This is a genomic window from Pseudomonas sp. KB_15 (assembly GCF_052114525.1).
GTDB lineage: Bacteria > Pseudomonadota > Gammaproteobacteria > Pseudomonadales > Pseudomonadaceae > Aquipseudomonas.
Genome location: NZ_JBFREX010000038.1, coordinates 1 through 26,474, shown reverse-complemented (window position 1 = coordinate 26,474; position 26,474 = coordinate 1). Strand labels below are relative to the sequence as shown.

General features: G+C 58.9%; 22 protein-coding genes and 2 pseudogenes. 4 read left to right on the top strand and 20 right to left on the bottom strand.

The window, feature by feature from the left end; all coding sequences use genetic code 11:
* Positions 1-37 precede the first annotated feature (37 nt).
* Both AB4Z35_RS23110 and AB4Z35_RS23105 read right to left on the bottom strand, forming a co-directional pair.
* Positions 38-1,108: a threonine aldolase family protein gene (locus AB4Z35_RS23110; protein WP_442099609.1), complete on the bottom strand. Its 1,071-nt coding sequence runs from the start codon at positions 1,106-1,108 to the stop codon at positions 38-40.
* Positions 1,109-1,221: 113 nt separating this feature from the next.
* Entirely contained in the window at positions 1,222-2,037 is an 816-nt protein-coding gene (locus tag AB4Z35_RS23105) for an AraC family transcriptional regulator (RefSeq protein WP_442099608.1), read from the bottom strand.
* Between the two features lie 248 nt (positions 2,038-2,285).
* Between AB4Z35_RS23105 and AB4Z35_RS23100 the strand changes: the two genes are divergently transcribed.
* On the top strand, positions 2,286-3,191 hold the full coding sequence (locus AB4Z35_RS23100; RefSeq protein WP_442099607.1) for an NmrA/HSCARG family protein: 906 nt from the start codon (positions 2,286-2,288) through the stop codon (positions 3,189-3,191).
* Positions 3,192-3,209: 18 nt separating this feature from the next.
* Here the strand turns inward: AB4Z35_RS23100 and AB4Z35_RS23095 are convergent, their stop codons facing one another.
* Positions 3,210-4,121 carry a LysR family transcriptional regulator gene (locus AB4Z35_RS23095; protein ID WP_442099606.1) on the bottom strand — a complete coding sequence of 304 codons (912 nt, stop codon included), beginning with the start codon at positions 4,119-4,121 and terminating at the stop codon, positions 3,210-3,212.
* Positions 4,122-4,246: 125 nt separating this feature from the next.
* Here AB4Z35_RS23095 and AB4Z35_RS23090 point away from each other — a divergent pair, with 125 nt between their 5' ends.
* Complete coding sequence (locus tag AB4Z35_RS23090) at positions 4,247-5,143, top strand: pirin family protein (RefSeq protein WP_442099605.1); 897 nt, start codon at positions 4,247-4,249, stop codon at positions 5,141-5,143.
* A 16-nt stretch (positions 5,144-5,159) separates the two neighbouring features.
* Here AB4Z35_RS23090 and gltS read toward each other — a convergent pair whose 3' ends face one another.
* The 3 genes from gltS to AB4Z35_RS23075 form a co-directional block, all read right to left on the bottom strand.
* Positions 5,160-6,374: a sodium/glutamate symporter gene (gene gltS / locus AB4Z35_RS23085; RefSeq protein ID WP_442099603.1), complete on the bottom strand. Its 1,215-nt coding sequence runs from the start codon at positions 6,372-6,374 to the stop codon at positions 5,160-5,162.
* A gap of 236 nt (positions 6,375-6,610) precedes the next feature.
* Entirely contained in the window at positions 6,611-7,171 is a 561-nt protein-coding gene (locus tag AB4Z35_RS23080; protein ID WP_442099602.1) for a YSC84-related protein, read from the bottom strand.
* A gap of 833 nt (positions 7,172-8,004) precedes the next feature.
* On the bottom strand, positions 8,005-8,271 hold the full coding sequence (locus tag AB4Z35_RS23075; protein ID WP_442099600.1) for a GDCCVxC domain-containing (seleno)protein: 267 nt from the start codon (positions 8,269-8,271) through the stop codon (positions 8,005-8,007).
* 161 nt (positions 8,272-8,432) lie between these two features.
* On the opposite strand from AB4Z35_RS23075, the gene merR reads away from it, so the two are divergent.
* Entirely contained in the window at positions 8,433-8,828 is a 396-nt protein-coding gene (gene merR / locus AB4Z35_RS23070; RefSeq protein ID WP_442099598.1) for an Hg(II)-responsive transcriptional regulator, read from the top strand.
* A 36-nt stretch (positions 8,829-8,864) separates the two neighbouring features.
* On the opposite strand, the pseudogene AB4Z35_RS23065 reads toward merR, so the two are convergent.
* Together AB4Z35_RS23065 and AB4Z35_RS23060 are read right to left on the bottom strand one after the other, a co-directional pair.
* Positions 8,865-9,008, bottom strand: a pseudogene (locus tag AB4Z35_RS23065) (DUF2790 domain-containing protein); the annotation flags it as partial.
* A 12-nt stretch (positions 9,009-9,020) separates the two neighbouring features.
* The gene (locus tag AB4Z35_RS23060) at positions 9,021-9,176 is read right to left on the bottom strand and encodes a hypothetical protein (RefSeq protein WP_178087109.1); all 156 of its coding nucleotides are present in this window, start codon (positions 9,174-9,176) and stop codon (positions 9,021-9,023) included.
* Between the two features lie 707 nt (positions 9,177-9,883).
* Here AB4Z35_RS23060 and AB4Z35_RS23055 point away from each other — a divergent pair.
* A pseudogene (locus tag AB4Z35_RS23055) lies at positions 9,884-10,009 on the top strand (hypothetical protein); the annotation flags it as partial.
* Here AB4Z35_RS23055 and AB4Z35_RS23050 read toward each other — a convergent pair.
* From AB4Z35_RS23050 to AB4Z35_RS22995, 12 genes are all read right to left on the bottom strand, one after another.
* Complete coding sequence (locus AB4Z35_RS23050; RefSeq protein ID WP_442099597.1) at positions 9,991-12,489, bottom strand: fimbria/pilus outer membrane usher protein; 2,499 nt, start codon at positions 12,487-12,489, stop codon at positions 9,991-9,993. The pseudogene AB4Z35_RS23055 and the gene AB4Z35_RS23050 sit on opposite strands and share 19 nt — an antisense overlap.
* 85 nt (positions 12,490-12,574) lie before the next feature.
* Positions 12,575-13,324 carry a fimbrial biogenesis chaperone gene (locus tag AB4Z35_RS23045; RefSeq protein ID WP_442099596.1) on the bottom strand — a complete coding sequence of 250 codons (750 nt, stop codon included), beginning with the start codon at positions 13,322-13,324 and terminating at the stop codon, positions 12,575-12,577.
* A gap of 72 nt (positions 13,325-13,396) precedes the next feature.
* Positions 13,397-13,990: a fimbrial protein gene (locus AB4Z35_RS23040; RefSeq protein WP_442099595.1), complete on the bottom strand. Its 594-nt coding sequence runs from the start codon at positions 13,988-13,990 to the stop codon at positions 13,397-13,399.
* A gap of 105 nt (positions 13,991-14,095) precedes the next feature.
* Complete coding sequence (locus tag AB4Z35_RS23035; protein ID WP_442099594.1) at positions 14,096-14,743, bottom strand: response regulator; 648 nt, start codon at positions 14,741-14,743, stop codon at positions 14,096-14,098.
* Positions 14,744-14,764: 21 nt separating this feature from the next.
* Positions 14,765-17,932: an ATP-binding protein gene (locus AB4Z35_RS23030; RefSeq protein WP_442099593.1), complete on the bottom strand. Its 3,168-nt coding sequence runs from the start codon at positions 17,930-17,932 to the stop codon at positions 14,765-14,767.
* Between the two features lie 86 nt (positions 17,933-18,018).
* On the bottom strand, positions 18,019-19,206 hold the full coding sequence (locus AB4Z35_RS23025) for an EAL domain-containing response regulator (protein WP_442099592.1): 1,188 nt from the start codon (positions 19,204-19,206) through the stop codon (positions 18,019-18,021).
* A complete protein-coding gene (locus AB4Z35_RS23020; protein WP_442099591.1) occupies positions 19,193-22,006 on the bottom strand; it encodes a response regulator in 2,814 nt (937 codons plus the stop codon). The genes AB4Z35_RS23025 and AB4Z35_RS23020 overlap by 14 nt, the downstream gene beginning before the upstream one ends.
* A 53-nt stretch (positions 22,007-22,059) precedes the next feature.
* A complete protein-coding gene (locus AB4Z35_RS23015) occupies positions 22,060-23,028 on the bottom strand; it encodes a fimbrial protein (protein WP_442099589.1) in 969 nt (322 codons plus the stop codon).
* A gap of 470 nt (positions 23,029-23,498) precedes the next feature.
* Entirely contained in the window at positions 23,499-24,314 is an 816-nt protein-coding gene (locus tag AB4Z35_RS23010) for an HpcH/HpaI aldolase/citrate lyase family protein (RefSeq protein WP_108228090.1), read from the bottom strand.
* On the bottom strand, positions 24,311-25,153 hold the full coding sequence (locus AB4Z35_RS23005) for an FAS1-like dehydratase domain-containing protein (RefSeq protein WP_442099588.1): 843 nt from the start codon (positions 25,151-25,153) through the stop codon (positions 24,311-24,313). The genes AB4Z35_RS23010 and AB4Z35_RS23005 overlap by 4 nt, the downstream gene beginning before the upstream one ends.
* Positions 25,154-25,178: 25 nt before the next feature.
* Positions 25,179-26,135: an electron transfer flavoprotein subunit alpha/FixB family protein gene (locus AB4Z35_RS23000; RefSeq protein ID WP_442099587.1), complete on the bottom strand. Its 957-nt coding sequence runs from the start codon at positions 26,133-26,135 to the stop codon at positions 25,179-25,181.
* Positions 26,136-26,474: electron transfer flavoprotein subunit beta/FixA family protein (locus AB4Z35_RS22995; protein ID WP_442099586.1), on the bottom strand; the 339-nt coding region annotated here is incomplete at its 5' end.

The window sequence follows — 26,474 nt, the reverse complement described above, 5'->3', positions numbered from 1 at the left end:
GAACACAGCCGCCATCAATCATCGACTATTACGACTGCTATTTTTGTACATGATCAACAACTCGCCGCACCTGACTCAACAGGTGATCGACATCCTCGGCGGTGGTTGCGAATGACGTGACAAAGCGAACGATGTTCGGTCCCCAGCGATCATGGTAGAACCCGAACCCGGCCCGTAGCAGCGCTTCGATTATTGCCGGGTCCAGCCGACAGAACAGGATGTTCGCCTCAGTGCCGCCGAGCACGTCAACGCCGTTCAGGCCGGCAAGTCCTTGCGCCAGGCGCTGGGCCGCAGCGTTGGCCTGGCGTGCATTGCGCAACCAGAGGTCGTCAGTCAGATACGCGTCGATCTGCGCCGAAAGAAAACGCATCTTGGAGAAGAGATGGCCTGCGCGCTTGCGCCGGTAACTCATCTCGGTGGCGAGCGAGGTGTTGAACAGGACGATGGCTTCCGCCGCCAGCACACCATTCTTCGTGGCACCAAACGACAGGGCATCCACACCGGCCTTCCACGTCATTTCTGCAGGAGAGCAACCCAGCGAAACCAAGGCGTTGGCAAACCGCGACCCATCCATATGGAAGCCAAGGGAAGCTGACTTGCAGACATCACCGATGGCTGCGATTTCGTCCAGGGTGTAGATGCTGCCGACTTCGGTGGCCTGAGTGATGCTGACGCAGGCGGGCTGGGTGGTGTGCACGTCGCCGACTTTCTCGCGAGTCCGCTCGCGCAGTCGGGTGATGTCCAGCTTGGCCGATGGGCCATCGATGGTCATCAGCTTCGCGCCGTTGGAAAAGAACTCGGGCGCGCCACATTCATCGTTGTTGATATGACTGGCCGGATGGCAATAGATATTCCCCCAGGGTGGAGTCATCGTGCTCAGGCACAGGCCATTGGCGGCGGTGCCGGTGGGCACGAGAAAGACCTCCACGTCGCGCTCGAAGATCTCGCAGAACTTGCGCTGGACCTGCGCCGTCAACTCGTCAGTGCCATAGGGGCTCGCCTGGCCCGTGCTGTGTTTGACGATGGCTTGCGCCACCTCCGGCGATGCGCCTGCGATGTTGTCACTTGAAAAACCCAGAGCGGGCGGTCTGTTTGCTTCACCGTTCATCATCCAGTTCTCGGCTGTGCGGGCGAAGGTGTTTCGCCCGAATTGGCGCATCCTATGGAGAGGGACGGTTGTCGCGCTTGTAAAAAATTGACGGTCGTCTGATGGCCGACGCCCTATGTCCTGTAGCGGGAGGGCGCGACGCCAAATGCCTGTCGAAAGGCGCGATTGAAATGGCTTTGATCGTAAAAGCCGACAGCGTGGGCGACCTCGATGATCGGTTGCCCGCTACGCGACAACAGGCCACAGGCCCGTTCGAGACGCAGGCGAAGCAGCCACGCGTGGGGCGTCATGCCGACGGTCCGCTTGAACTGTTTGAGAAACGGGAAGCGGCCCAGCCCACACAATCCAGCGAGATCATCGAGGGTGATTCGCTCATCGATGTGGCTGAAACAATAGTCCCTGACGCGAGACCATTGCAGGGGGGATAGCGTGCCTGTAATCGTTTCGGGTTTGATCGCCCGTGACTGGCTCAACAGGTGTTCAAGGAGGGTGATCCATTGCGTCTGCACCGCGAGGCTGCCGGGGCCAACGGCCTGTTGCATCGCTTCGTGCAGCCCGCGCAGGTGGCCGACAAGGCGCGCGTTGTCCAGCAACACACTGGTCAACTCAAGCTCTCTCGGTCGACCGCTGATCTCCTCGGCCAGATTCGCAACCAGCGCCTGCGACAGACGGAATGTCTTGAGCGTATAAGTGCCGCCGCCCTCGGACACACCATCGTGGATTTCACCCGGCGGCATCAGGGCAATACTGCCCGGACCTAAAAGAAACGACTCGCCTTTCGATCGATGACGCTGGATGCCTTCGGTGACAAAGCCAATGTGGAAATCGAGGTGGTAATGGCGGTCGAAACCGACATTCGCAAAGCGTGCGGAACCCAGCACCAGGCCTGGTACTTCGGACACGTGATGGTACTTGGCGTGCTCAGTCATGGAGCCCGTACGACAATCGGCGAGGAGGGCAGGGAGATGCAAAGTTTAAGTCCACAAGGGGTGTAGATCCATGGGGTGTCAGCAATTGACCTGAGGTCGTGTCTATCGGGTTATTCCTCGTGTTGCTGGATGAGTGCAATCCAATTGTTCCGACTAGTCAACCAATTGGCCCGACTCTACTGTTTCAGGCATCGGGCCGTGAGGCCCGCCGATTACTCCACGCAGTCACCATTCACAGGAAGACGACCATGTCAGACAGCCAAAAGCTCATCGCCGTAGTTGGCGCAACCGGTCATCAGGGCGGCGCCGTTGTGCGTGCACTGCAGGCGAGCGGTCAATTCAAGGTCCGTGCGTTGACGCGCAATCCGGCCGAGCACCTGCGGTTGGCTGACGAAGTGGTGCTGGCGGATCTGGATCGTCCGCAAACACTGAAAGCCGCGTTTGCTGGAGCACACGGGGTTTTTCTGGTCACCAATTCCTGGGAGCCGGGCACGGGCGAGCACAAGCAGGCGCTGGCGGCCGTTCAAGCAGCGAAAGCTGCGGGCGTTCAACACTTCATCTGGTCAACGTTGCCAAACGTGGAGGCAATCAGCCGCGGCAAGCTCGATGTCCCGCATTTCACCGACAAAGCAAAAATCGATCGCATCGTGGCTGACGCTGGATTTGCACACCACACTTTCGTGATTGCGCCGTTCTTCTATCAAAATCTGCTCGGCGTAATGGCTCCGCAGCAGCAAACCGATGGAACCATTGGGTGGGCAATACCGCTCGATCCGCAGCAGCGCGTCATTCACATGGGCGACATCACTGAGCTTGGCCACGTCGTGACCGGGGCATTCGCGCAGCCTGGACTCGCCGGGAACGGCGAATATCTGCCGATGGTCGGCGACTTCCTGAGCTTCAACGAGGTGATCACCGAGCTGAATCGACTGGGGCACCATTTCTCGTTCAAACACGTCCCGCAAGAAATTTTTGCCGGCTGGTTCCCGGGTGCCCAGGAGATCGCGCAAATGCTCGCCTACTTTGAGGCCCACACTTATCTTGGTGCAGATTCGCGCGAAGCCATCGCGCTGGCCAACAGAGTCGCCGGCCGACAGCCGACGAAGTTTGCCGCGTGGGCCCGGGCAAACTTCGAAATTCCGGCGTCCGCCTGACGCAATAATCGCCACTCGCTATCGATACACCACCGGTGCGTCTGTAGTGTTCATTTTCTGGATCACCAACCCGATGAACGCCGACACGGCGAGTGGCAGCTGCCGGCGGGTCGGATACAGCACGTTCAGGCCATAGCCTTTGGGTTGGTATTGCGGCAGTACCGGGACAAGCGTCCCGGCCTCTACCTCAAGCCTGGCCATCACGGGCGGCAGCAGCGCAATGCCGAGCCCGGCCACGGCGGCCTTGCGCAGTGCCTGGGCGGTATTGCCGCTGAAGCGCCCGGCAACTTGCACTTCTTCCTCGCCATTGGGACCGACCAAACGCCATGTGGTGTGGCCGCCTGGATGCGCGGAGATCACACAATCGTGGTTCGCCAGGTCCTGCAACGTGCAAGGTGAACCACGTGTCGCAATGTAAGAGGGACTGGCCACCATCCCGACGCTGCGCGGGTCAAGGATCTGCCGGCCGACATAACCTGAGTCGCGCAAGGGCCCGCCGCGAAAGGCGACGTCGATCTGTTCTGCGATCAGGTCGGCCTTCGCATCACTGAGCACGAAGTCCAGCCGCACGCGCGGGTGCGCGGCCAGGAACTCGGTCACCCACGCCATCTGGAAAAAGTCGAAAAAGTCGGCTGGAGCCGCCACGCGCACCAGCCCACTGGGTTCGTTACTGCCTGTCATCAACTCCTGTCCTGCTTCGAGCAGGCCATCGACGGCTCCCACGCAACGCTCATGAAAGCCCTGGCCAGCACTGGTGAGCGTGAGTTTGCGAGTGGAGCGTTGCAGCAGCCGAGTGCCGAGTTGCGCTTCGAGTTGCTGGATGCGACGACTCACGGTATTGGGTGGCATGCCCAGCCGTCGTGCCGCCTCGGCAAAACTGCCGCTGCGTACTACCTGCACAAACATGGCGATGTCATTGAGGTCGATCATGGCGAGGCATTCCTGGTGTTGGTGGACGAGTGCAATCCAATTGTATCGACTAATCAAGTAATCGGTCCGGCCCTATTGTTCAGGCATTGGGCCGCGAGGCTCCCACTCTTCTGCGAGTAATCTTCATGACGCTGCTGCAACAACCTCTCTCCGGTATCGCCTCCGGCTCTACCCGCGCAATCAGCTACCGCACCACCGGTAGCGGGCATGGCGCGATTGTCCGGTTGATGAGTCCTTCCGATCTGGGCCACCTGATCAAGCCATTTGTTTTCCTTGACCTGTTTGAAGGTGAGAGCTCATTCATCAACGGCATGCCACTGCACCCGCACTCGGGCATCGCCACTGTCACGGTCATTACCGAAGGCAATTTGCGTTTCGAGGATGCTGATTCGGGTTCGGGGATGATTGACTATGGCGCTGTCGAATGGATGCGTGCCGGGGGCGGGGTCTGGCACGGCAAGGAAATGTCGGTAGGCACATCGAAGCGGATTCAAGGCTTTCAACTGTGGGTTGCACTGCCGCCGGCGTTGGAAAACGCGAGTGTCGATAGCCAATACCTGGAGTCAAGCGTGATGCCTGAAGTGGGGCCGGCGCGCGTGATTCTTGGAGCGTACCAGGGTGTCCAAAGCCCGGTCCGCGCTCCCGCGGGAATGAACTATCTGCTGGTCACGCTACCCGCCGGGGAGTCCTGGACCTATGTTCCACCCAGTGGGCACGCGTCATTGTGGTTGAGTGTCAGCCGCGGTTCCCTTGGCGCGCCAGGGGTGGTCATGGCGGGAGAAATGGTCATCTTCGAGCCAGGTAGCGGTGCCGTCACGCTCAAGGCCATGCACAAGGATACGGTCTTCGTGATCGGCTCAGCGCAACCCCATCCCTATGACCTTGCGCTGGGAAACTACTCGGTACATACCAACCCGCAAGCCTTGCGTGCCGGGGAGGCGAAAATTGCCGAGATTGGCGCTCGGCTGCGTGAGTACCTGAAAAAACCAAACGAGTCAGCCAGCGTGCCGGTTTTCAAGTAAACCAGGCGTCCGGTCGCTAAAGCCCACTGAACATACTGATGATCACGGCATTGACCAGGTCAATGAAAAAGCCACACACCAGCGGCACGATCAGGAAGGCCTGGTGGGCCGCACCGTATTTTTGCGTCACGGTTGTCATGTTGACGATGGCCGTCGCCGTGGAACCGAGGGCAATCCCGCCGAATCCGGAAGCAATCACGCTGGCTTCGTAATCGCGCCCCATAAAGCGGAAGACCACAAAATACGTATAGACGACCGTCAGCAGAATTTGCAGGGTCAAGGCGCACAGAATGAACATCAATGCGCCGCTGAGCTGCCATAACTGAAGCCCCATCAGGGCCATGGTCAAAAACATGCCCAGACAGATATCGGAGATCAGCGACAGACCCAGGCTGGCGCCGCTCCAGGTTTTCAGCCGTCGATCACCGATCACGGCGAGAACGATGTGGTGAATGACGATGCCCGCGAACAGGCAGCTGACGAACTTGGGCAGGGTGATGCCCGCATCGACCAACAGCAGGTTGAGTCCGTAGCCGAGCATCAGGGTCAGGTTGAGCCACATCCACGCCCAGAGCACGTCGTAGTAGTCCATTGGCTTGCTCGGTTGTTGCTCGAAAATGCCGACTTCCAGCGCCGCATCCCCGGAAGGCGTCAGTCGATGACGACGTATCAGTCGGTTGGCGATCGGGCCGCCGATCACGCAAGCGGCAATCAGGCCGACGGTGTTGCTGGCCATGCCCAGTTCATGCGCGTTACTGATTCCCAGCTTATCGACGAAAAGCGGTGCCCAGGCCAGTGTGGTGCCCGCCCCACCCGTAAGGGAAACGGAGCCCACCATCAAACCCGCCTTGGGCGCGAGCCCAAATGCCTCGGCCACACCCATGCCCAGCGCGTTCTGCAGAACGATGAACACAGCGGCGAGCACCAGCAGGATCAGCAGCGGCAGTCCTCCCTTGAGCAGTTGGCGCATGTCCGATTTCAAGCCAATGGCGGCAAAGAAATACAGCAGCAGGGTGTCGCGAATTTGCAGATCAAATTCGATTTCGATATTGAGGCCGAAGTAAAACAGGGTCGTCACCGCCGCACAGACAAAGCCGCCAACCACCGATTCGGGAATACAGTATTGACGGAGCAAGGCGTTGCGCTGGACAAGGGTTTTGCCGAGGAAAAGCAGGAGGATGGCGAGGGTGAAACTCACGAGGCCGTGAATCGGGAAGAGCTGAGGAGTCATTCAAGGCCTACCTGAAAATATGAAAAATCATTATCGGGATTCAGCCGTTCAGTGTTTAGACCTGCGTCAATGAACGGTGGATTCGGCAGATGCAAGCCTGGCTCGTCCAGGTAACTTCCTGATCACCCAGTGTGTCTGTGCGCCAGGAGTGAGGACAGCCTAGCCTAAACGGAAAACTTCATCCGCGTTGGCAAAGGCCGCCATCACGCTCCCGATGGCCAATCAAACGGCTGACTTTAGCGCTTGATCAGAGAAATCTTCGTTCCCTCGATACTGACCCCCGCCATCAATCCTTGCTGATCGAAGATGAACGCGTACGCATCGTCTTTCAGCGTCGAGCTGGACAGGTTCTTCGCCACCCCTTCATCCACTACAACAACCGTTGGCCCCACACCGATTTCCCAGCCTTTGGTTTCAGTAACGTATTTCACAGCTTTATCGGTCATCAGGAAAACCGCATAGCCATACGATTGGGCACCTGCCTGCAGCCCCCATGACCCGCTGACGGAGTTGTAGTAATTCTCGACTTTCGCGCCTTTCATTAATACGCCTTCGCCATAGCTGCCGCCGAACACAAGCCCCGCCTTGATGATGTTCGGAAAAACAAGCACGGCTTTGGCTTTGTGCGAGATGGTTTCGGAAAATGGATGGGTCTTGTAGAGCGTTTGCAACGCTTGTCGAGAGTCGGCATTCAGATCCTCGGCGGTGGCCGCTCCGGCATTGTTCAGGAAACCAGCCGATGCCAATGATGCAGTCGCGAGGACCATCGACAGGAAGAACCGCATTGATTGAGTCATTTGCGTACTCCGCTGAGGGAGCATTGGATGAGAGCAGCGGCAAGCGCCTGCGTCAGGCAGGAACCGAACCCACTGAGGTTATCCGGTGCACCCTAAAGTGTGTGAATCGTAAGCATCGCTCGTGAGTGAAGTTGGTCCGCGACCTTGGTCTGCGGCCTTGGCCCGGGGCCACTGTTCATTTGCGATGCCATCAGCAGTTATGACCACTGCGTAATGGCGGGGTTCGCTGTCAATTCTGCTGATGGCCGATAGTTTCCCGTTGCGTAGGGCTTATCCAGGGTGTGGGCTGAAGTTGGGAGGGCCTGGAGGGTTTTCCAGACCCCGGAAACGACAAAGCCCTGAAAATCAGGGCTTTGTCGTATAAAGATGGCGCAGGCGATGGAATTCGAATGGACCTGTTACAGTCGACGGATTCAGGTCTGGCGAATAATTGTTTAATTTCAATAGGTTAGTGTTCTTGTGTTTCTCGATCTTCAAGAGTCTTGATTCAGGTTGACTGACTTCCTCAGGGCGTGAAGCTGCCGGTCATTTGTGTTCATAAGATCAGGTGGTGATTCACTTTTCCCATTGGATCAAAGCCAATACAGGATAGCAGTGGACCACAACCAACCGATGCTGAGGGTGATGGTGAGGTAGATCACCACAAGCATCAGAGGCTGATTCCACATGACACACCTCCCATAACCGCTGTTTTTACATGGGTGCCTGGTAAGTTGGGAGCTCGTATGAGCAATAAGGCAATAATCAAGCCATTTGAGTGGAAGACGCTTGGGCGCCAGCCTTGGGCCTTTAGCGCTGCGTTCCAGGCTACTTCCTTCAGACGAAAGCTGACCCTAAATCTCCCCCCCACAAATGGGATTTCCCACTTGTGGGGGAGCATTCGTCCGGTTGTCACAGCATCCGCGCTGCTCCTGGATCGGCGGGCACTTCATCGAGCCAAACGAGCAGAACACACAGCAGTCACCGGGATTTGGGCGTAGCAGAGTCCTGCAATTGCCACATTCGTAGAAAAACTGACAGGCATCTGTGGGCATGGCTTCGCGCTTGGCGAAACTGCAATGCGGGCAGGTCAACACGGATTCGAGGATGACGGCGCTCATATCTGCCTCATTTGTGCACGGTGGAGGGATAGCCCGCATTCGTCGTCGCTTTGACCAGCGAACCTTTGCCGATTTGTTGAACCATCGTCTTCTCCATTGAATCGATCTAGCCTAGAGTCACTCTACACTCCGTACCTGGGTACAGAATCAAGGGGCGTGTGATGGCGACAGGAATGAGTATCGGCAGGTTGGCGGAAGCTGCCGGGGTGAACATCGAGACTATTCGCTATTACCAGCGACGCGGCTTGCTGGATGAGCCGCCAAAGCCGCTCGTTGGTTATCGGTGCTATCTACCGGAACAGGTCAAACGGCTGCGCTTTATCAAACGGGCACAGGCGCTGGGCTTCACGCTGGATGAAGTGGGCGCACTGCTGACGCTGGATGCGGCCTGCACTTGTAGCGAGACTCGGGCACTGGCCGTGCATAAGCTGGCCCTGATCGAGCAAAAGATGGCCGACCTTGCAGCAATGCAGCAGGTGCTGGGCGGGCTGGTGCGGCAATGCGATGTTGGCGGAGGAACCGCTTGCCCTATCATCGATGCGTTGAACGAGGAGTAATGTTTAGTTTTTTGGCACCATGCACAGGCGCCAGGCCAGCACCTTCTTCACATCGATGTCCATCCCGCAGTGGTATTCGACGGCCGGGACATGCGCGCCGGGTTCTTGCAGGCCGTTCTGGTCGAACACACTTGGCGCGAGACTGGAAATCACGGCACTTACTACTGTGGCCATGTTCATTTACCGGACACGTCAGAGCGCTCCAAAGGTCAACTCCATCGCCAGTGCAGCGGACAATGCCAGCATAATCAGCAACGCAATAAACATCAGGCTCAACTGAGCGAGCTGCTTGTAAAGGGCTATCGGCCTTTTCGTGATTCGAGCAATTGATCTATCAGTGGAAGCCATCACCAATTCTCACTTTTGCGCGGAGCACGTAATAGCTCCAGAAGGTGTACATCAGGATCACCGGCGGGATGATCTTCGGCCAGATGCGCACAGGGGGGGCTTGACCTGAGTAGCAAGGCGATGGAGCTGGATGATGGTGTCGCGCGTTTCATTTTTCACCCCTCGCGTCATGCCGAATCTGGCAAGCTCCGCCGTCTCCATGATGTCCGGGACGACAGTTGTTGTGGGTACCACGGGGGGAAGCAACTAATGAGCCATTTCAATAGGGCGAAGAAAAAGTTCAAATCAATTAACAAGCTGATTCTGAGCATTTCAAGCGAGGGAAAGGGTCAGGGGGGAATATTCCTCAAATCAGGTGGTAAACGCCCGGTTGGGTGGGTGTAATGCCCCATTTATGGAGATAGTAGCGGCGCTATCGAGGTTTTTTGCTTTGTGCAGGCGCATCTGTCCCATTACCCCGTGTGATCGCAGTTTCGAGGTATTCTTCGCGCTATTTCCGTACACAAACCCTGTAGGAGCGAGCCTGCTCGCGAAAACCCCCGAGACCGCCGCGGGGCACCTGCCAACCAGCGTCATCGTTAACGATCATCGTCGGAGCGCCGCCCGGAGCGAGCTCGCTCCTACAGTCGGTCAAAACAGGTTCATTTCCTACGATCGATCTGGATCGCTATCTGCAAGCCGTGACTCGCGACAACACCCGTCGTTAAGGCGTAGGTGTGTTCGAGCCGGCCAACACCATTGCCTTGCGCTACAAGCTGAGCAAAAAGGTCTACCTGGAAGCCGCCAGCGGCGTCGCCAGTTCGCTGGACATCTTTTACAAGCGCGATTTTTGAGAGGGGCCACACACCAGCGACACCCGCTCATAGTTCAGCGCCTTATTGCGTTTCGGCAACGCATAAGGCGCCTCACACCGTTGGCCCTGCCAGTTGATGATGAGGGTGCCTACGTCTACTTCAACCAACGCCAGTGCCTTGCCGCCAGGGTCAGAGATCGCTAACTGCTTGCCAGTACTGTCCTCGAGCGTCGCGCCAAACGGGATTGGCTGGTGCCGGGCGTCGAACAAGGCGAACTGCACGCGTCGCCCGGTCTTGCTAGCGTAACGTGCCAGCACTACTGCACCGCGTCGTGGCACCACTTGCCGGGTCGCGTTTTCGATCTCGATATCGCCACCCAGATCACGGGTGTCCAGGTTGATCCAGTTCACGCGATAGGGTTGCGCGTTGGGCACCACCGCGAAGCCGTTACTGGCGGTTTTCGCCCCGGAGAAGCTGCCGATTTTCACGCCTGCCACCCCTTCGACCTGTGCCAGTGCGAATGTCTCGCCCACGGTTTGTCCCAGGTTGATCCCGCCGGCATGGCCCACGACCGAACCTGCCAGGTTAAGGTTCTGCGAGTTGTACCCGCGTCCCTGGCTGTAGCCGGCACTGATGTCCATCACCGAAGTGCGGGTGCTGAGGTTGACCGAACCGGTGCTGCCGCCGGTGCTGCTGTTCCCGCCTTGTACCGAGTAATAGGTGTCGCTGTCTTCTGACAGATAGCCGTTGATGCCCACTTGGGTGGTGTCGTCGCCTTTCTGCGTGCTGGCGGACACAAAGGCCCGTGGTGCACGGGGCTTTGAGCCCAGCGGGAACGACACGGACAGGTTGACCAGCGTGTCATTGTTCGACGGCCCGTAGTTGCCGACATCCTTGGAGTACGTGGCCCCGATGTTGTAACTCAGATCACCCCAATAGTTACTGTAACCCGCCGACAGGCTTTGCGAACCGCCGCGCCCCCAGTAACGCTGGTCGCTGGCGTTCACGTAGAGGCTGCCATATTGCTGGTTGCGCCCCAGGCTCTGGTTGACGGTCAGGTCGGTGCGGGTTTTCGAGTTGCCGGTGCGTTTCTGGCCATCGCTGCTCAGTTCCTCGACGTGCTCGGTGAGGGTGCGATAGCCCTCGGTCGAGTAGCGGTAGGCGGCGAGCGTGAAATTGGTGTCGGTGCTGGTAAAGGTCTTGGCATACAGGGCGCGCAAGCTGTTGCCCTTGTCCGCCTGACCGAAGGTGCGACTGCTGGAGTGGGTCACGTCCAGCGAGACAGCACCGATGGGCGTGTTGCGACCCGCACCCACGGACAACGCCTGGAAATTCTCCGTCGCCTGTACCCCGACGATCCCGGACAGGTTGCTGCTGACGCCATAAGCCAGGGTGCTGCTGACAAACTGCGGTGACTTCTGATCATCGCTGTTGCTGTTGTACTGGCCGGCCGAGACGCTGTACTTCAACTGGCCCTGGCGCACCATGATCGGCAGGCTGGAAAACGCTTGCACCGTCACCCGGCGCCGACCATCGGCTTCGATAATCGTCACTTCCAGGTCACCGTTGGAGCCGCTGGGGTAGATATCGCTGATCTCGAACGGGCCCGGCGGCACATTGGCGGTGTAGAGGATGTAGTTGTTCTGGCGAATCTCCACGGTGGCGCTGGATTGCGCAATGCCGCGAATGATCGGCGCATAACCGCGCTCGCTGTCGGCACGCATGCCGTCGTCGGAAGCCAGTTTCAGGCCGCGATAGCGCACACTGTCGAACAGGTCGGTATCCGAGAAAATATCCCCGGCACTGAACTGGCCCTTCAAGGCGGTCACGTCATGTTGCAGGTAGCTGCGGTTGCTTTTGAAGGTGTTGGGGCGGCCGGTGCTGCTGTTGAAGTTCGATTCGTTACGCAACCGCCAGGCGCCCAGATTGATACCGTTGCGCAAGCCGACGTTATTGGACAGGGTGTTTTCAGCCTGGGTGCTGTTGCGGCTGCTGCTCAACTGGTAGTTGATAAACGCTGCGGGCACGCCTTCGTCCCACAGGGCCGGGTCGACATAACCGCGCCGGCCGCGCTCCATGGCGCGTTGCGGCACGCTGACCAGCAGACGCAGGCGTGGCACGTCGTAACGCACGTAGGCGTGATCGATCAGCGCGGGCAGGTCGATGCAGGCGTTCGGGTCATCGCCGACAAGTTTGCCGGTGGCTTGCAGTTTGCCAATGTCGACACCCAATTGCTGCACCATCTCCCGGGTCAGACAGGCCTCGACCTTGCCCGTGCCGGGGTTGCGGCGGAAGTCGATATCGCGACGGCCGACCAGGGTCTCGTTGCCGTATAGATCAACCCGGTAAATACCGGGAAGTACGCGACTGGTGGCGAGCAGTGATTGCAGGTCGACAAAGGACGATGCGCCTTGCAGAAACGATGTATTGAACTGTTCATCGCTTTCAGCCAGGCAGGCAGAACTGAAAACCAGCGCAATCGATAAAGGCGCCAATCCGTCGCGCTTGAGTAAAAACATGCAGGAACCCTATATCACCTCCGATACGATTTAACGGAGCGAAGAGAAATACAGTGAAAGTGCGGCTGTGAAAGCGGCACGCGAGTTATGGGGATTCTTTATTCAAACTGGCCCTGGAATCGGCACTGTTGGAAAGTTGCGCGCCATAACGGTCTTGTGCGCCATAGTCATTAATGCTGCTAAATAACAAGCGTGGTGTATTGGCGTGGTGGAGTTGTTTGAGACTGAACTCTTTTCGTTCGCCGGGTGCGATCATCATCGAATCAAAGGGGTGTTCGCTGAGTGCGCCGGATTGCAGCGTTATATCGGCAATCGACACATGATACTGTCCGGGGTTATTCACCACTAGCATGCTCTTGCCGGCGCGCTCGGCCAACCGCCACGTCAATTCGGTCGGCGCAAGATAGGCGTTGTTTTTCAGTCCCGCCGGGCGAAAGAACACCTTGATGCGCTGGCGCACGGCAAGCTGCAATGTGTTCTGGGTTTTCGCCGCTTGAGGGATTTCCTGCACGTTAAGCCACACCACCGACTCCCGGTCAGTCGGCATGCCCGTGCCTTCGTAGATCACCCGCAATATTTGCTGTTCGTCGCCGCTGACGCGCACCAGTGGCGGCGTGACGGCAAACGGTACAGCGCTGATTTCGCTGGTATCGGTGTCGATCCAGGACTGGATCAATACATCTTCACCGCTATTACGCACGGTGATACCGGCTTCTTTGTGCTGGCCGTCGAATACCAGGCGGGTGCTGCTCAATGAAATGCCGGCCATGGCCTGATTGACCACGAGCAGGCCCAGCAGCCCCACATAAAAGGACAGTGAGTGACGATAAAACATGATGGTTACCGCGCAATTGAATGAAAATGCAGAGCCGTCCGGCCCTGCACCAGACTTGAGTGTTCGCGCGGGTTATTCGTATTGCAGCGTGAACGGCAGGGTGGCATCGCCACGACCGGCAACGGCCGATGCCGCATCGATGGTGGTGACGTAGGCGGCCGAGAATTTCAGCGTGGTGTTGCTGTCTTGCAGGGTGTTTTCGATCTTCGCCGTGGTCGGCGAACTCAGGTCGATCAATGCACCGTTAGCGTCAAGCAAGGCGATACCAATGTTCTTGGCGGCGCCMATGCCGTCGATCAGCTTCAGCACTTTGGTACCGGTAACGATGCCCGAACCTGCACCTTTGGTGGGTTCGAAAATCATGGCCACCTTGGTACCGGCGTTGCAGTTGATCTTCATGTCGAAGTTTTCGACGCTCAGCGTGCCGTTGCCTTTAGGCGCGGTGGCCGTACCCATGTCCTTGATCGACACTTCACCCATGGCTACCGAAATGTTTTTGTTCTTTGCAGCACCTTCAACGGAGCAGGCATCGTTGTTGATGGTGCCGGTGAAGTTGATGGTGCCGCTGCCGGCCTTGGTTGGCTTAACCGGTGGGTCGGCTGCCAGGGCATTACCTGCAGCGGCGAATATCGAAAGGGCGAGAAGTGCGCGAGACAGCTTTTTCATGTTGTTTACCATCGGTGGGGTTAAAACAACACGATATAGCGCTGACTCCTGGTGGAACATCAGACGATTCCTAGAAGCCAGTTTGAAGTTTGGTGAAGTCTCCTGCTAGTTGAATAAGTTGCGTTCTATGCAGTAAGTCAGTAAGTCCCGATCGCTGCTGACTTCAAGTTTACGCATGGCTGATATTTTCTGAGTGCTGATGGTCTTGGCACTTCTGTTTAATCCCCGTGCAATCTCGTTGACGCCTAATCCAGAGACAAATAAACGCAGTATTTCGTGTTCCTTGGGTGACAGCCGGGTAAATCGCTCGTCCAGGTCAGCGCCGTCGTCAATCACTGACGTCGGCGGCTGCCCGTTGCTGCGAACCGGGTTGCCCCGGGCAATGGCCTTGAGCGCCGCTTCGATTTCGATATGCAGCTGGTTTTTCTGGATGATGGCCAGAACCCCGAGTTCTTGCAGGCGCGTCAGGATCAAGGGGTTAGAAATCATGGTCAGCACCAGCACACGGACTGTGGGGAAGCGCCGCGTCAGGTATTCCACCAGTTTCAGGCCGTCACCGTAGGGCGAGTCGCCGGGCATATTGAAATCGGTGATGACCAGGTCCACCTGTCTGTTTTCGAGCAGGTTGATCAGCTCGTTGGAGCAAACGGCTTCGCCCACCACGCGAAAGCGTTCGTCACGCTCAACCAGCTCACGTACCCCCACCAGTACAATGGGATGGTCATCGGCAATGACAACATTGAGGGTTTCCATGGGTGATTATCCAGAGTGAAATTATTCGAGGGTATCCAGTAAATCATTCAACCGAGTGAGATTCTGGCGGACTTCCAGGTTCAGGGCGGTCGTCACGGCCATGCCGTTCAAACGACACTCCAGCTCGACAAACGTAGTGGCCATGGCATCGATCTGCACCGCACCCAACGCACCGGCCATGCTGTGCAGTTGCTGCGCCACTCTATTGGCATCGGCGCTGTCCAGCGCAGTCAATGTGGCGTGTATGTCCTGGCGCAGGGTCGTGACAAACAGTTCGCGCATTTTCGGCGACAGCTGTGTTGGCATGGCGATGGCGGCGGGTATGGCAATTTTGCAATGTTTCTCCAGGTGCGCACGCAAGGTGGCGAGGTTCAGCGGCTTGACCATCCAGGCGTTCATGCCGACGGCGGCGCAGCGTTCGCCTTCTTCGCGCAGGGCATTGGCGGTGACGCCGATAATCGGCAACGTTTCATCCTGTTGACGCAGCGCCTCGGCCAATTGGTAGCCGTTCATGACAGGCATGTTCACGTCGGTCAGCACCAGGTCGAAGCGCCCGGGCAACCACTGCGCCAGGGCCTGTTCGCCATTGGCCGCGACCACCACCGAGCAGCCCAGCACTTCCAATTGCTCCTTGATGATTGCCGAGTTGATCACGTTGTCTTCCGCCACCATTACCTGCAGATTCAAGCGCCGGGTCTTTTCTGGCTGCAAAGGACGGCTGTCGGTACTGGCGCCGTGTTGTGCCAGGTAAATGGCCCAGGCAATGGCGCGTACATCGTGGGCGTCGACTTCCCGGTCGGTACCGCGCAACTGCGACGGGTTAGGGCCGTCCGGTGTGGCGATGATCCTTTGGCCGGGCCAGGGCGGCCTGTTGGCAAGTGGTGAAAGCTCCACCAGCAGCGCCGATGGCGCTGGCGTATCGACCGTTAGCGGGCGGCAGTCGAGGCCAAAACGGTTGAGCCAGGCGATGAGGTGTTGTGCCAGCTCAGTGACCTGCGCGCGCACATAGACGGCGGGGGTGCCGGGGCTGAATGCGGGGCAATCGGCCAGACCGCCGGGCGCTCGCTCCAGCGCGAGTTGCAGGGTGAAGCTGCTGCCCAGTCCGGGTTCGCTGACCACGTTCAACTGGCCCGCCATCAATTCGCACAGCCATTTGCAAATGGCCAGGCCCAGACCGGCACCGGCCTGTTCGGTGGCATCGTTGACCTGATAGAAGGGGGCGAACAGTTGCTGTTGTTGCCCCAGGGAAATCCCCACCCCCGAATCGCTGACCTGCCACTGCACGTTGACGCGGCCGTCGACGCTTTCCAGCACCCGTACCCGTAGCACTACGCGGCCGTTGTCGGTGAACTTGATCGCGTTGCTCAGCAGATTGTTGAGGATCTGGCGAATCCGTAACGGGTCACCGTGCAGCCGATCCGGCAGCGTCGCCTCGATGCAGGCATAGAGTTGCAGGCCCTTGGACCGGGCGAAGGCGCTGTAGGTGCGCACGGTGTCTTCGGTCAGCTCCAGCGGGCAGAAATCCTGAAGCTCGAGGGTCATCTGCCCGGCTTCGATCTTCGAGACATCCAGCACATCGCTGATCAGTTGGAACAACGTGGCGGAGGATCGCTGGATGGTGTGCAGGTAATCCTGCTGGCGCGGGGCGAGCGGGGTCAGGCCGAGCAGTTCCAGGGTGCCCAGTACGCCATACAGAGGGGTACGAATCTCATGGCTCATGGTGGCGAGGAACCGGCTCTTGGCCTGATTCGCCGAGTCAGCGGCCTGACGCGCATCTTCCAGTGCCGCCGCGTCTTCGATATGCCGGGTCACGTCATGCAACGCACACAACCAGGCATCCTGGCCCTGATAGCGGGTGGGCACGAAGGCGACGTGCAGGTGGCGCCGGTCAATCTCTAGGTCCGCGTGGCCGGATTCGGTCGGCGGCTGCTGGTTGAGCAGGCTTATGAGTTCGCGGGTGTCGTGCCATTGCTGGGCGCGCTGGTTTTCCAGAAGCACGCGGTGGTCGCTGCGACGGATCACGCACAGGCCGGTCGGCGCCGTGTCGATGACCGCGCGGCTGAACGCCTCGCTTTCGGCGATGCTGGCGTGCGCGCTTTGGGCGGGCAGGATGACCCGGGTCCGGTACCAGCGATTGATGGCCCGACCGCAACCGAGCATCGCCACCACCAGTGCGACCAGGCACAGCAATGGCCACAGCGCGTAATCGAGGAAACTCTGGACACTGATGACGTAGATCGCCGTCCAGTGTGACTCGCCGGGACTGGTCAGTTTGAACACCAGGCCGTCGCGGTTGAAATTCACGTCCTCGTGCAGCGTCTGCCCGGGTTTCAGGGCGCCGGTCAGGACCACACCGGTGGGGGTAATCAAGGTGAAGTCGTCGTAGATCGACCACTGCATCAGCCGCTCGATGTTATTGACCTGGGACAGATTCAGCAGCGAGCCCAGCACCACCCGGGTGTCGGCCCCCTCGACGGTCAGTGCGGTCCTGGACAGGTTGATGTTCACGTAGGCCAACAGGGTCGGCGCGGCCCTGTCATCCTGACCGGATGAGTAGGGCTCCCAGTGCACCTGAAAATCGGGCTGTGACGAGTTCTGATCGCGCTTGTTCACTTGGGTCATCGCCTCGACAAGCGCGCCAATCTGCATCTGTCCCGCACCGCGCAAACGCCCGGCGGCCGGCACGGCCACATCAAAGTTGTCGGGCCCATTGATCAGGATGACCTGGGGCGACTGATAGTGCGACGCCGACCAGTACGCGCTGTAGTAGGCGGCCAGGTAGGTGCCCAGCGCGAAGACCTTGACGTATTGATCGGGGGCAATCCTCTGCGGATTGATCTTCAAGCTGTAGGGCAGCGAAAACGGCAGGCCGCGGCCCTCGTAAATGTTCGGGCCTTCTTCGGGCAGAGGTTTTTGCATGTAGGGTGGCAACATGGCTATGGGGAGCCGTTTGCCCTTTGTGCTTTCCCGGGAGATATCCTGCAGGAACACTTCCTGTTCGCGGACATTCTCCATCAGCCGGGCAAAATGAAACTGCAGGGTATCGCGCTGTTCTTCGATCATGCGCATCACCCCCACGTAGCTGATACCCAGCAACAGCAACACCAGAGCGCCGAGCACCAGCAAGCTCTTGTTCAGGCGCGATGAACTGCTGGCGAGTTTCTCCAGGAAGGCATTGGGATGTGGCATTACAGCGCCTGGCCAGCGATGAAGTAAGAGCCTTTTGACACAGTGACCTCGATAGAAAATGACGCTCGTCAACACCCGCTTGCGGGTCAATAAGCGYTCGCCGGTCCGTCATGGGTCAGCAGTTGCTGGAACTGATCCGAAGACACGGCGTGGGAGATCAGGAAACCCTGAACCTGAGTGCAGTCGATTTTACGCAACAGAGCAAGCTCCTGCGCAGTTTCTACGCCTTCAGCCACCACGGTCAGTCCCAACTGGCGGCCCAGGCTGACAATGCTGGTCAGCGCCTGGGCCAGTTCCTGATTGGCGTTGCAACTTTGCACCAGTGTGCGGTCGATCTTCAATTCGGTGAAGGGTGCCGACACCAGATTCATGTAGGAGCTGTAGCCCTTGCCGAAATCATCCTGGGACAGGTCGAACCCTTTGATCCGCAAGCGGCAGGCACCGGCGTAGAAGTTGCTGATGTCATCGGGCACCGAGCATTCCATCAATTCGAAGCAGATCCGTGCAGGCAAGCCTTGATGGGCAAGCACGAAAGCGAGGATGCGGTCGGGTAGATCGTGGCTGTTGAGCAAATGCGTGGGCAGGTTGATCGAAACCGGAATGTCATAACCCTGCTGCCGCCAGGCGATCTGGGCGGCAATCGCTTGTTCCAGCACGCGCCACAGCAGGCGCTCTTCGAGGCCAAAGGCGACCAGCGCCGGCAGGAATGCGCCGGGCAGTAGTGTGCCATGCTCGGGATGAACCCAGCGCACCAACGCTTCAGCGGCTACGATCCGGCCATTGTTCAGGGCTTTCTTGGGTTGGAACCAGGCTTGCAGTTCACCGTTGTCGAGGGCGTGCAAAATACTTTGGCGGTCGATGCCTTCGCCGGTCTTGGGCGGTACCGTCTGGCGCAGCGCCTGCAACTGATCGATCAGGCAGCGCAGGGCGGCCGTGTTCACCGGTTTGGAAATCAGTCCGATCACTTTCACTTGCAGGTTGCTCGCCACCAGGCTGGCGCCCATCAACATGCGGCGTGACGCAGCGCTCATGATTGCCAGCGCGGGGCGCGAACGTTGCGCAGCGAGGCCCTGTATGAACTGCACGCCATCCATGCCCGGCATCAGCAGGTCGGTGAGTGCCAGGTCGAAGTCGCGTTCTTTCAGACAGGCCAGTGCTTCTTCGCCGTCCCTGGCGCACACGACGTCGAAGTCGCCCAACTCGTTGAACAGGTTCTGCAAGTACCGGTGCTGGAAGGGGTGGTCTTCGACTATCAAAATGCTACAGGGCTTCATGAGCAACTCGTTCGTAGGGAGCCAGGACAGCGAACAAGGCTCGCAGCGTAAAAGGTTTGACCAGGCAGTGATTCATGCCGGCGGCCAGGCACAGGGCGTCTTCACCGCGCATGGCGTTGGCGGTGGCGCCGATGATCGGGGTGGTGCAGCCCTGACGTCGCAGGGTTTCGGCCAGGTCGTAGCCGTTGAGTCTGGGCATGTTGACGTCGGTGAGGACGATGTCGAATGTACCTTCGTGCCAGAGCGACAACGCTTCCTCGCCATCGCTGGCCAACGCCACCGTGCAGCCAAGCTCTTCGAGCTGATCGCGCAGGATCAGTTGATTGATGACGTTGTCCTCTGCCACCAGGATGTGCAGGCGCAACGTTAGCAACGCATGGGGTTCTCGTTGTTCCGGGTGCCGGGCAATCTGGCCGCCCTGGGCCTGGCGAACCGCCCGTTGGATCGCGGCCAGATCGTTCAGATTGACCTTCCAGCCATCACCGCTGAACTGTGGCTCGTGGGCACCGTCGCCGCAGGCCAGTACCCGCGGCCCTTGCCATGGCAGGCTCGGGCGTTGCTCGTAGGGCGCGGGATACAGCTCAAGCAGCACAGCCGTCACGCCAGGTTCCATGCAGTCAGGTGCGCCGAGATGCGGGCGTGCACCCCAACGGCGTAACCAGCCGCTCATACTGTCGGCCAGTTCGCGGATGGGCGAGGCCACATACACGATGTCCGCTGCCAATGCCGGCAAGGCTGCAGGGGATGCGTTGCATGAGGATTGCTCCAAGGGCACGCACAGGGAAAAACTGCTGCCCAGTCCGGGCTCGCTGACCATGCGCAGGGTGCCATTCATCAAGTGCGTCAGACGCAGGCAAATGGGCAGACCAAGGCCCGTGCCGACCACCACGTTGGTGTTGCCTTCGGTCTGGTAGAACGGTTCGAAAATGAATGCCTGATCGTCATGGGCGATGCCTTTGCCGGTGTCCGAGACTTGCCATTGCAGGCACACGCGTTCGCCTTCGCGACATTGCTGCTTGACCCGCAGCACCACGCGCCCGGAATCAGTGAACTTGACCGCGTTGTTCAGCAGATTGTTGAGGATCTGCCGCACGCGGCTGACATCCCCCATCAGCCGATCCGGCAGTTGCGGGTCGAGGCAGGCATACAGTTGCAAGCCTTTGCTCTGCGCCGCTGCCGCGTAACCCTGCACCACTTCCTGCGCCAGCGTCGTCGGGCAAAATTCGCTCAACTCCAGAGCCAGTTGTCCGGCCTCGATCTTCGACACATCCAGCACATCGCAAATCAACTGAAGCAAGGTAGCGGACGAGCCCTCGATGGCGCGCAGGTAACTTTTCTGCCGGGTATCGAGTTGCGTACGGGCGAGCAATTCCAGAGTGCCGAGCACGCCGTAGAGCGGGGTGCGGATTTCGTGGCTCATGGTCGCGAGAAACAAGGTCTTGGCCTCGTTGGAGGCGTCGGCCGATTGGCGGGCCTGCTCCAGCGCCGCTTCGATTTGCCGGCGCGCACTGATGTCGCTGAACGCACACAGCAACACGTCTTCGCCGTTGTAGCGGGTGGGCGCGCAGCTCAGATAAAGATGACGACCATCGGCGGTCTCGAAGTAATCGGTCAGGCAAGGTTCGGTAGCGTCGAAGGCATCACGAATCCAGCCGGCGCCCAGTTGCTCGCCACATTCGTCCAGCCATTGTCGGGCGAGGGTGTTTTCCAGCACCACCTGGCCGTCGGTGCGCCGCAGCACGCACAGCGCCACGGGGGCGGTCTGGATCACGTCGCGGCTGAATAACTCGCTTTCCACCAGTGCCTGGATGCGGTGGATCGCCGGGGTAATGAAGCGGTGTTCCAGACGCCGGGTCAGCAGACACACCAGGCTGATACTCAGCAGGCAGAACACCAGCGCACCGAGCATTTGCGGCCACAGTGCCGACAACACCGCGAGCAAGTCGATGGAGTAGGTGAGCTGCCAATCCGATGATTTCAATTGCTTGCGCAACACCAACTGCTCGGGCAGCCAGTCGTCCCCGACAAAACCGAAAAAGTCCTGTTGCCGCAGGAGCGGCAGATGCTGCCCGGGCGGTGGTTTGTGGCTGTTGCTGAAGAGCGGCATGCCTTGCGAATTGAACATGGTGAACTCGCCGGCACTGTGGTCGCTCAAGGCACTGGACACTTCGCGGTCGTCCATTTCCAGGCCGAGCCAGCCGGAGTTGATGTCGCGTTCGTCCAGGCGAATAAAGATGTACAGCTGCGAGTGCCCGTCTGCCGCATGGGTCAGCCAGAGTTCTTGCAGGGCGCTGGTGTTGTGGTGCTTGAGGGTTTCCAGCTGGTTCAGCATGGCCTGGGGAAAGTCGCGAGCCTGCGAGGTCACGTTATACAGCCGTGACACTTGGGCGTCGGTACCGCTGCTGACGTAGATCAGGTTGAGCTGTTTGGCCTTCAAGTAGTCGCGCATGCGCTGGGTCAGCCAAATGCTCCATTGCTGGCCTGGCGTTTGTCCCAGCAGCAGGCGGATCTCTTCATCGGACACCGGCACATTTATTTTGGCTTTGCGCGTGGCCGACAGGCTCAGGCTTTCCAGCAACGCTTCGCGGGTGGTGAAAAAGGTATGGGCCTCGGCGATGGCGCTGCTCATGTAGCTGCGGCGCTGGGAGATTTCGTTGTTGAAGGTAAACAGCAGGAAGCTGTACACGCCGCCCAGAATGCCCACCAGCAGTACCAGGGCAAACATGCGCAACAGGCGACGCGCAGCATCGGGTGAGGACAGGATCGGGCTGATCTGATGGAGGTAATTCTTTAATCTCATCCCGGCACTGTAGGGGTGGCCAGGCGCCGGGAGAATCAGACGATCCTTAGTTTTTACAGGTAGTTCACGATGAAGGTGACTTCGGTATTGGCACTGCCGGCCTTGAGTTCATCCGTCGCCAGACGGTAATACGAGGCCGACAAGGGAATCTTGAAGTCGGTGCCGGTGGTGGTGAAAGCGTCGAACGGGTAGGTGGTGTCCAGTGCCATGGGCTGCCCGGCGTCATTCATCAATTGCAGGCCGATGCCCTTGGCGGTGGAGCTGTCATTGAGCGCGACGATGCCTTTTGCCGAATCGATGACCGGGGTGTTGGCCTTGAGCGAGTAGGTCACTTTCTTGATGCCGGTCTGGCACTGGTTCAAGCCAATATTGAAACGCACCGTGCGCGGGGTCGCGCCAGTCTCGCGAAAGTCGAGCAGGTGATAGTCGTCACCCATGGCGACCGGCACGGACGGGGTCTGGCAGGAGGCTGCATTCAATACGATGGGGTTGGTCAGATTGAATTTCTTCAGGATCAGATCATCGTCTTGCAGGCTGCCCAAGGCGCCCGCATCGATCCTGACCTGCGAAGCCAGCTTGCCAGTCTTGACGATTTCCAGCCGCACCCCGCCGGAACCGATGCCATAGGCGGCGTTCGCAGAGATCGTTTGCAAAGACCCTTCATAGCGATTCATCGACTCTATCCAGATGCGGAATGACAGTCCGGTTTTGCCTAAAGGGAAGGTCGTTGCCCAGCCAGTTACGTTGCCCAGCTTTGGATTGAGGAGTACGCCATATTGCGAAGCCAGCGTGCACTTCCAGAGATGAGCGGCCCCTTGCACGGTGTCCTGGTAGACCACGGTGCCATCGGGCGTGTCAGCGGGGATCGTCAGGCTGCCGTTGGCCAGGCTGGCGCCGAAGTTAAGGGTTTCGGTGGTGGATTTGATGGCTGTGCAACTCCCGGCCATGGCGTCAGACGTGCAGGCCAGCAACGTCGCCGCGACAAAAGAAAGCAGGGGGCGCTGTAGTTTTAAACGCTTCATTGAAAAGGGCTATACGGGGTGGCCAGGGAGCGTTGCAGCCTAATCAACTGAAATGTCGATGGACATCAGGCGATTCTTAGAACACGTCGTTGCTGTTCTGCGTCCCGACTTCCAATCTACAGGACTCTCCCTCCCTGGGGATGGTCTGCAAAAGACTTCCCGTTTCTGGTGAAATACGCCGATCCCGTTGCACTGGTTTCCCGATGAACCAAATGAACTTTGCCGACGCCGAGTACGCCGGCAAGCGCAAGCAAACCCGCAAGGAATTGTTCCTGATCGAAATGGATTAGGTGGTGCCATTTTGGCGGTCAGCATGGCGGGGCCGTGTTTCGAAGGGGGTAGTGGCCGATCTGCTCGCCATTGGCGGGGTTGGTCGAAATGGCATGGGTAAGGCTGGAAACGTTAGTCATGACACCATCCTGCGAGGTGGGAATGATTGCGCAGCTTCGAAGCAAACTGCCGCCGCTGAATCAGGTCGCGCGCGCCAGAATGGAGTGCGCGCGACCAATGACCGGTGCGTCGACCATTTGCCCGTCCAGCACGAAGACGCCTTCACCTGAGCTGGCGGCTTCGATAATGCGTTGCGCCCAGAGCAATTCTTCAGGGCTTGGTTTTAACGCCTGATGGATGATTGCCACCTGACTCGGATGGATACATAACGCGCCACCAAACCCCATGTCGCGGGCAAACTGAACGGTGCTGTGCAGGCCGACGGTGTCCTGTATGGAAGGAAACACACCATCCAGCGCCGGAGCGAGGCCAGCCACCCGAGTCGCGAGCAGTACTGCGTATCGAGCGTGACTCAGGATCTCTTCGGCGGCATGGCTGCCGGTGGTCAAGTTCAGGTCCAGGCCCAGATCAAGGCTGCCGAATGACAAGCGTTCAACGCCCTGGGCCTGGGCAATCGCCTGGAGGTCGGCCAGGCCCTTGGCGCTTTCGATGATGGGCCAGATCGGCCTTTGGGTTTTGGCAGCCGTGAGGACGTGCTCCGCGCTTTCTGCTTTGGGCAGCAAAACTCCGATCACGCCGGCGTGTCGTCGACAAAGCTCCAGATCTGCCACGTGGGCCCAGTGATCAGGGGCATTCACTCGCACCAGAATCGGGGCGTCCGGATTGTCACTCAAGAAGCGCTCCAGGTTATCCCTGGCCTGCTCCTTGAGGTTCTCCTGCACTGCATCCTCCAGATCAACAATGACCCGGTCCGCACCGGTAGCGATGGCTTTGGGTATGCGCTCGGGACGCGTGGCCGGCACAAACAGGGCGGAGCGAACAATGGACGTATTCATGGGGTTTCTCCCGCGCTGAACTCGACTTCGCCGATCTGCGCTGTACCGTCGTGATTACCTGCCCAGAGCTGTGCCTTGCCGCTATCTATCAGACGTCCGCCAACCTCGAAAGGGTGAGGCGAAATCAAAGGCCGGACGCCACGGAAGGTGAAACGATTCAAGCGCACGTTCGGGTGCGCTTTGGTAAAGGCACGCAGATTCAGGGTGGCGATCAAAGGGCCATGCACCACCAATCCCGGGTAACCTTCGGTCTCTGTGACGTATGGCCAGTCATAGTGAATTCGATGGCCATTGAAGGTGACGGCGGAGTAGCGGAACAGCAGGGTCGCCGAGGGCTCGACCCGTGCCTGCCATTGGCCTTCAGGGAGTGCTTCGGTGCCGCTCAGTTTGGGAGGAGTGGGTTCGCGATAGACGATGTCTTGCTCATCTTGAAGAGCGCGTTTGCCGTCCTGGAAATACTCATGGCGTACCGTGACAAACAACAAGGAACCCGTGCGACCGTGCTTCTCTTCGACGTTGAGAATGGTTGATACACAGGTCACGTCAGACTCCACCTTCAACGGCTGGTAGAACTCGATTCGGCTGCCGGCCCACATGCGATTGCGGTTGTGGGCTGGTGGCAGGAAACCGCCGAGCGCCGGATGACCGTCCGGACCCAGTTCGCTGGCGGCAACTGGCTCCTGAAAGAACGCCCAGTGCCACAGCGGCGGCAGCGGTTCACCAGGCTGCGGTGCCTCTTCGCTCAATGTCGCGGCGATTCGTTTGACCAGGTTGAAGCTGATTCGGTCCTGGCTTTCCTGACGACGTCCAATCCAGGCTGAAAAATCGGAATTGCTCATGTTTATCGCTCCTGTCGGTCGTTGATCAGGCCAGGGCGGCCATTTCGGGGATCGCTTCAAACAAGTCCGCCACCAGGCCGTAATCGGCCACCTGGAAGATCGGCGCTTCTTCGTCCTTGTTGATCGCCACGATCACTTTGGAGTCTTTCATGCCGGCCAGGTGCTGGATCGCGCCGGAGATACCGACGGCGATGTACAGCTGTGGCGCAACGATCTTGCCGGTCTGACCGACCTGCATGTCGTTCGGTACGAAACCTGCGTCGACCGCGGCGCGGGAAGCACCGACGGCAGCGCCCAACTTGTCGGCCAGGGCGTACAGGTGTTTGAAGTTGTCGCCGTTCTGCATGCCGCGACCGCCGGAAACGACGATCCTGGCAGCGGTCAGTTCCGGACGATCGGACTTGGCCAGTTCTTCGCCGAAGAAGCTGGATTTCCCCGCGTTGTAAACGGTGGCGACCGCTTCGATGACAGCCGAACCACCAACAGCGGCCACCGGGTCGAAGCCGGTAGCACGCACGGTGATGACTTTCACCGCAGCGTTCGACTGAACGGTCGCGATGGCGTTACCGGCGTAGATCGGGCGCTTGAAGGTGTCAGCGCTTTCAACCGAGATGATCTCGGAGATCTGGTCAACGTCCAGTTGTGCAGCAACCCGCGGCAGGATGTTTTTGCCGTTGGAGGTGGCCGAGGCCAGGACATGGCTGTAAATCGTGCGTTGTTCGATGACCAGATTCGCGATTAGCGGAGCCACGTTTTCCGGCAGCAAATTGGCGTAAGCGGCGTTGTCGGCGACCAGCACTTTGGCCACCCCGGCGATTCTCGCAGCCGCCTCAGCCACTGCACCGACAAATGCGCCGGCCACCAGAACGTGGATGTCACCACTGATTTTAGCGGCAGCCGCCACGGTGTTCAGCGTGGCCGGGGCCAGGACTTTGTTGCCCTGCTTGTCATCGCAATAGTCAGCAATCACCAGAATCGTCATTCAGATCACCTTCGCTTCGTTTTTCAGTTTCTCGACCAGTTCAGCCACAGACTTGACCTTGATACCCGCGCTGCGTGCAGCCGGCGCCTCGACTTTCAGGGTTGTGTTGGTGGAGGCGGTGGAAACGCCCAAAGCGTCCGCAGTCACTACTTCGAGAGGCTTCTTCTTGGCTTTCATGATGTTTGGCAGGGACGCGTAGCGCGGCTCGTTCAAACGCAGGTCGGTGGTGACGATGGCCGGCAGCTTCAGGGAAACGGTCTGCGCGCCGCCGTCGATTTCGCGGGTTACAGCTACGCTGTCGCCGCTGATTTCGACTTTCGAGGCGAACGTGCCCTGACC

What these genes read in the sequence shown, in the direction of transcription:
- AB4Z35_RS23110 (WP_442099609.1), bottom strand. Translation starts at nt 1,108, where the DNA reads ATGAACGGTGAAGCAAACAGACCGCCCGCTCTGGGTTTTTCAAGTGAC.
- AB4Z35_RS23105 (WP_442099608.1), bottom strand. Translation starts at nt 2,037, where the DNA reads ATGACTGAGCACGCCAAGTACCATCACGTGTCCGAAGTACCAGGCCTG.
- AB4Z35_RS23100 (WP_442099607.1), top strand. Translation starts at nt 2,286, where the DNA reads ATGTCAGACAGCCAAAAGCTCATCGCCGTAGTTGGCGCAACCGGTCAT.
- AB4Z35_RS23095 (WP_442099606.1), bottom strand. Translation starts at nt 4,121, where the DNA reads ATGATCGACCTCAATGACATCGCCATGTTTGTGCAGGTAGTACGCAGC.
- AB4Z35_RS23090 (WP_442099605.1), top strand. Translation starts at nt 4,247, where the DNA reads ATGACGCTGCTGCAACAACCTCTCTCCGGTATCGCCTCCGGCTCTACC.
- gltS (WP_442099603.1), bottom strand. Translation starts at nt 6,374, where the DNA reads ATGACTCCTCAGCTCTTCCCGATTCACGGCCTCGTGAGTTTCACCCTC.
- AB4Z35_RS23080 (WP_442099602.1), bottom strand. Translation starts at nt 7,171, where the DNA reads ATGACTCAATCAATGCGGTTCTTCCTGTCGATGGTCCTCGCGACTGCA.
- AB4Z35_RS23075 (WP_442099600.1), bottom strand. Translation starts at nt 8,271, where the DNA reads ATGAGCGCCGTCATCCTCGAATCCGTGTTGACCTGCCCGCATTGCAGT.
- merR (WP_442099598.1), top strand. Translation starts at nt 8,433, where the DNA reads ATGGCGACAGGAATGAGTATCGGCAGGTTGGCGGAAGCTGCCGGGGTG.
- AB4Z35_RS23060 (WP_178087109.1), bottom strand. Translation starts at nt 9,176, where the DNA reads ATGGCTTCCACTGATAGATCAATTGCTCGAATCACGAAAAGGCCGATA.
- AB4Z35_RS23050 (WP_442099597.1), bottom strand. Translation starts at nt 12,489, where the DNA reads ATGTTTTTACTCAAGCGCGACGGATTGGCGCCTTTATCGATTGCGCTG.
- AB4Z35_RS23045 (WP_442099596.1), bottom strand. Translation starts at nt 13,324, where the DNA reads ATGTTTTATCGTCACTCACTGTCCTTTTATGTGGGGCTGCTGGGCCTG.
- AB4Z35_RS23035 (WP_442099594.1), bottom strand. Translation starts at nt 14,743, where the DNA reads ATGGAAACCCTCAATGTTGTCATTGCCGATGACCATCCCATTGTACTG.
- AB4Z35_RS23030 (WP_442099593.1), bottom strand. Translation starts at nt 17,932, where the DNA reads ATGCCACATCCCAATGCCTTCCTGGAGAAACTCGCCAGCAGTTCATCG.
- AB4Z35_RS23020 (WP_442099591.1), bottom strand. Translation starts at nt 22,006, where the DNA reads ATGAGATTAAAGAATTACCTCCATCAGATCAGCCCGATCCTGTCCTCA.
- AB4Z35_RS23015 (WP_442099589.1), bottom strand. Translation starts at nt 23,028, where the DNA reads ATGAAGCGTTTAAAACTACAGCGCCCCCTGCTTTCTTTTGTCGCGGCG.
- AB4Z35_RS23010 (WP_108228090.1), bottom strand. Translation starts at nt 24,314, where the DNA reads ATGAATACGTCCATTGTTCGCTCCGCCCTGTTTGTGCCGGCCACGCGT.
- AB4Z35_RS23005 (WP_442099588.1), bottom strand. Translation starts at nt 25,153, where the DNA reads ATGAGCAATTCCGATTTTTCAGCCTGGATTGGACGTCGTCAGGAAAGC.
- AB4Z35_RS23000 (WP_442099587.1), bottom strand. Translation starts at nt 26,135, where the DNA reads ATGACGATTCTGGTGATTGCTGACTATTGCGATGACAAGCAGGGCAAC.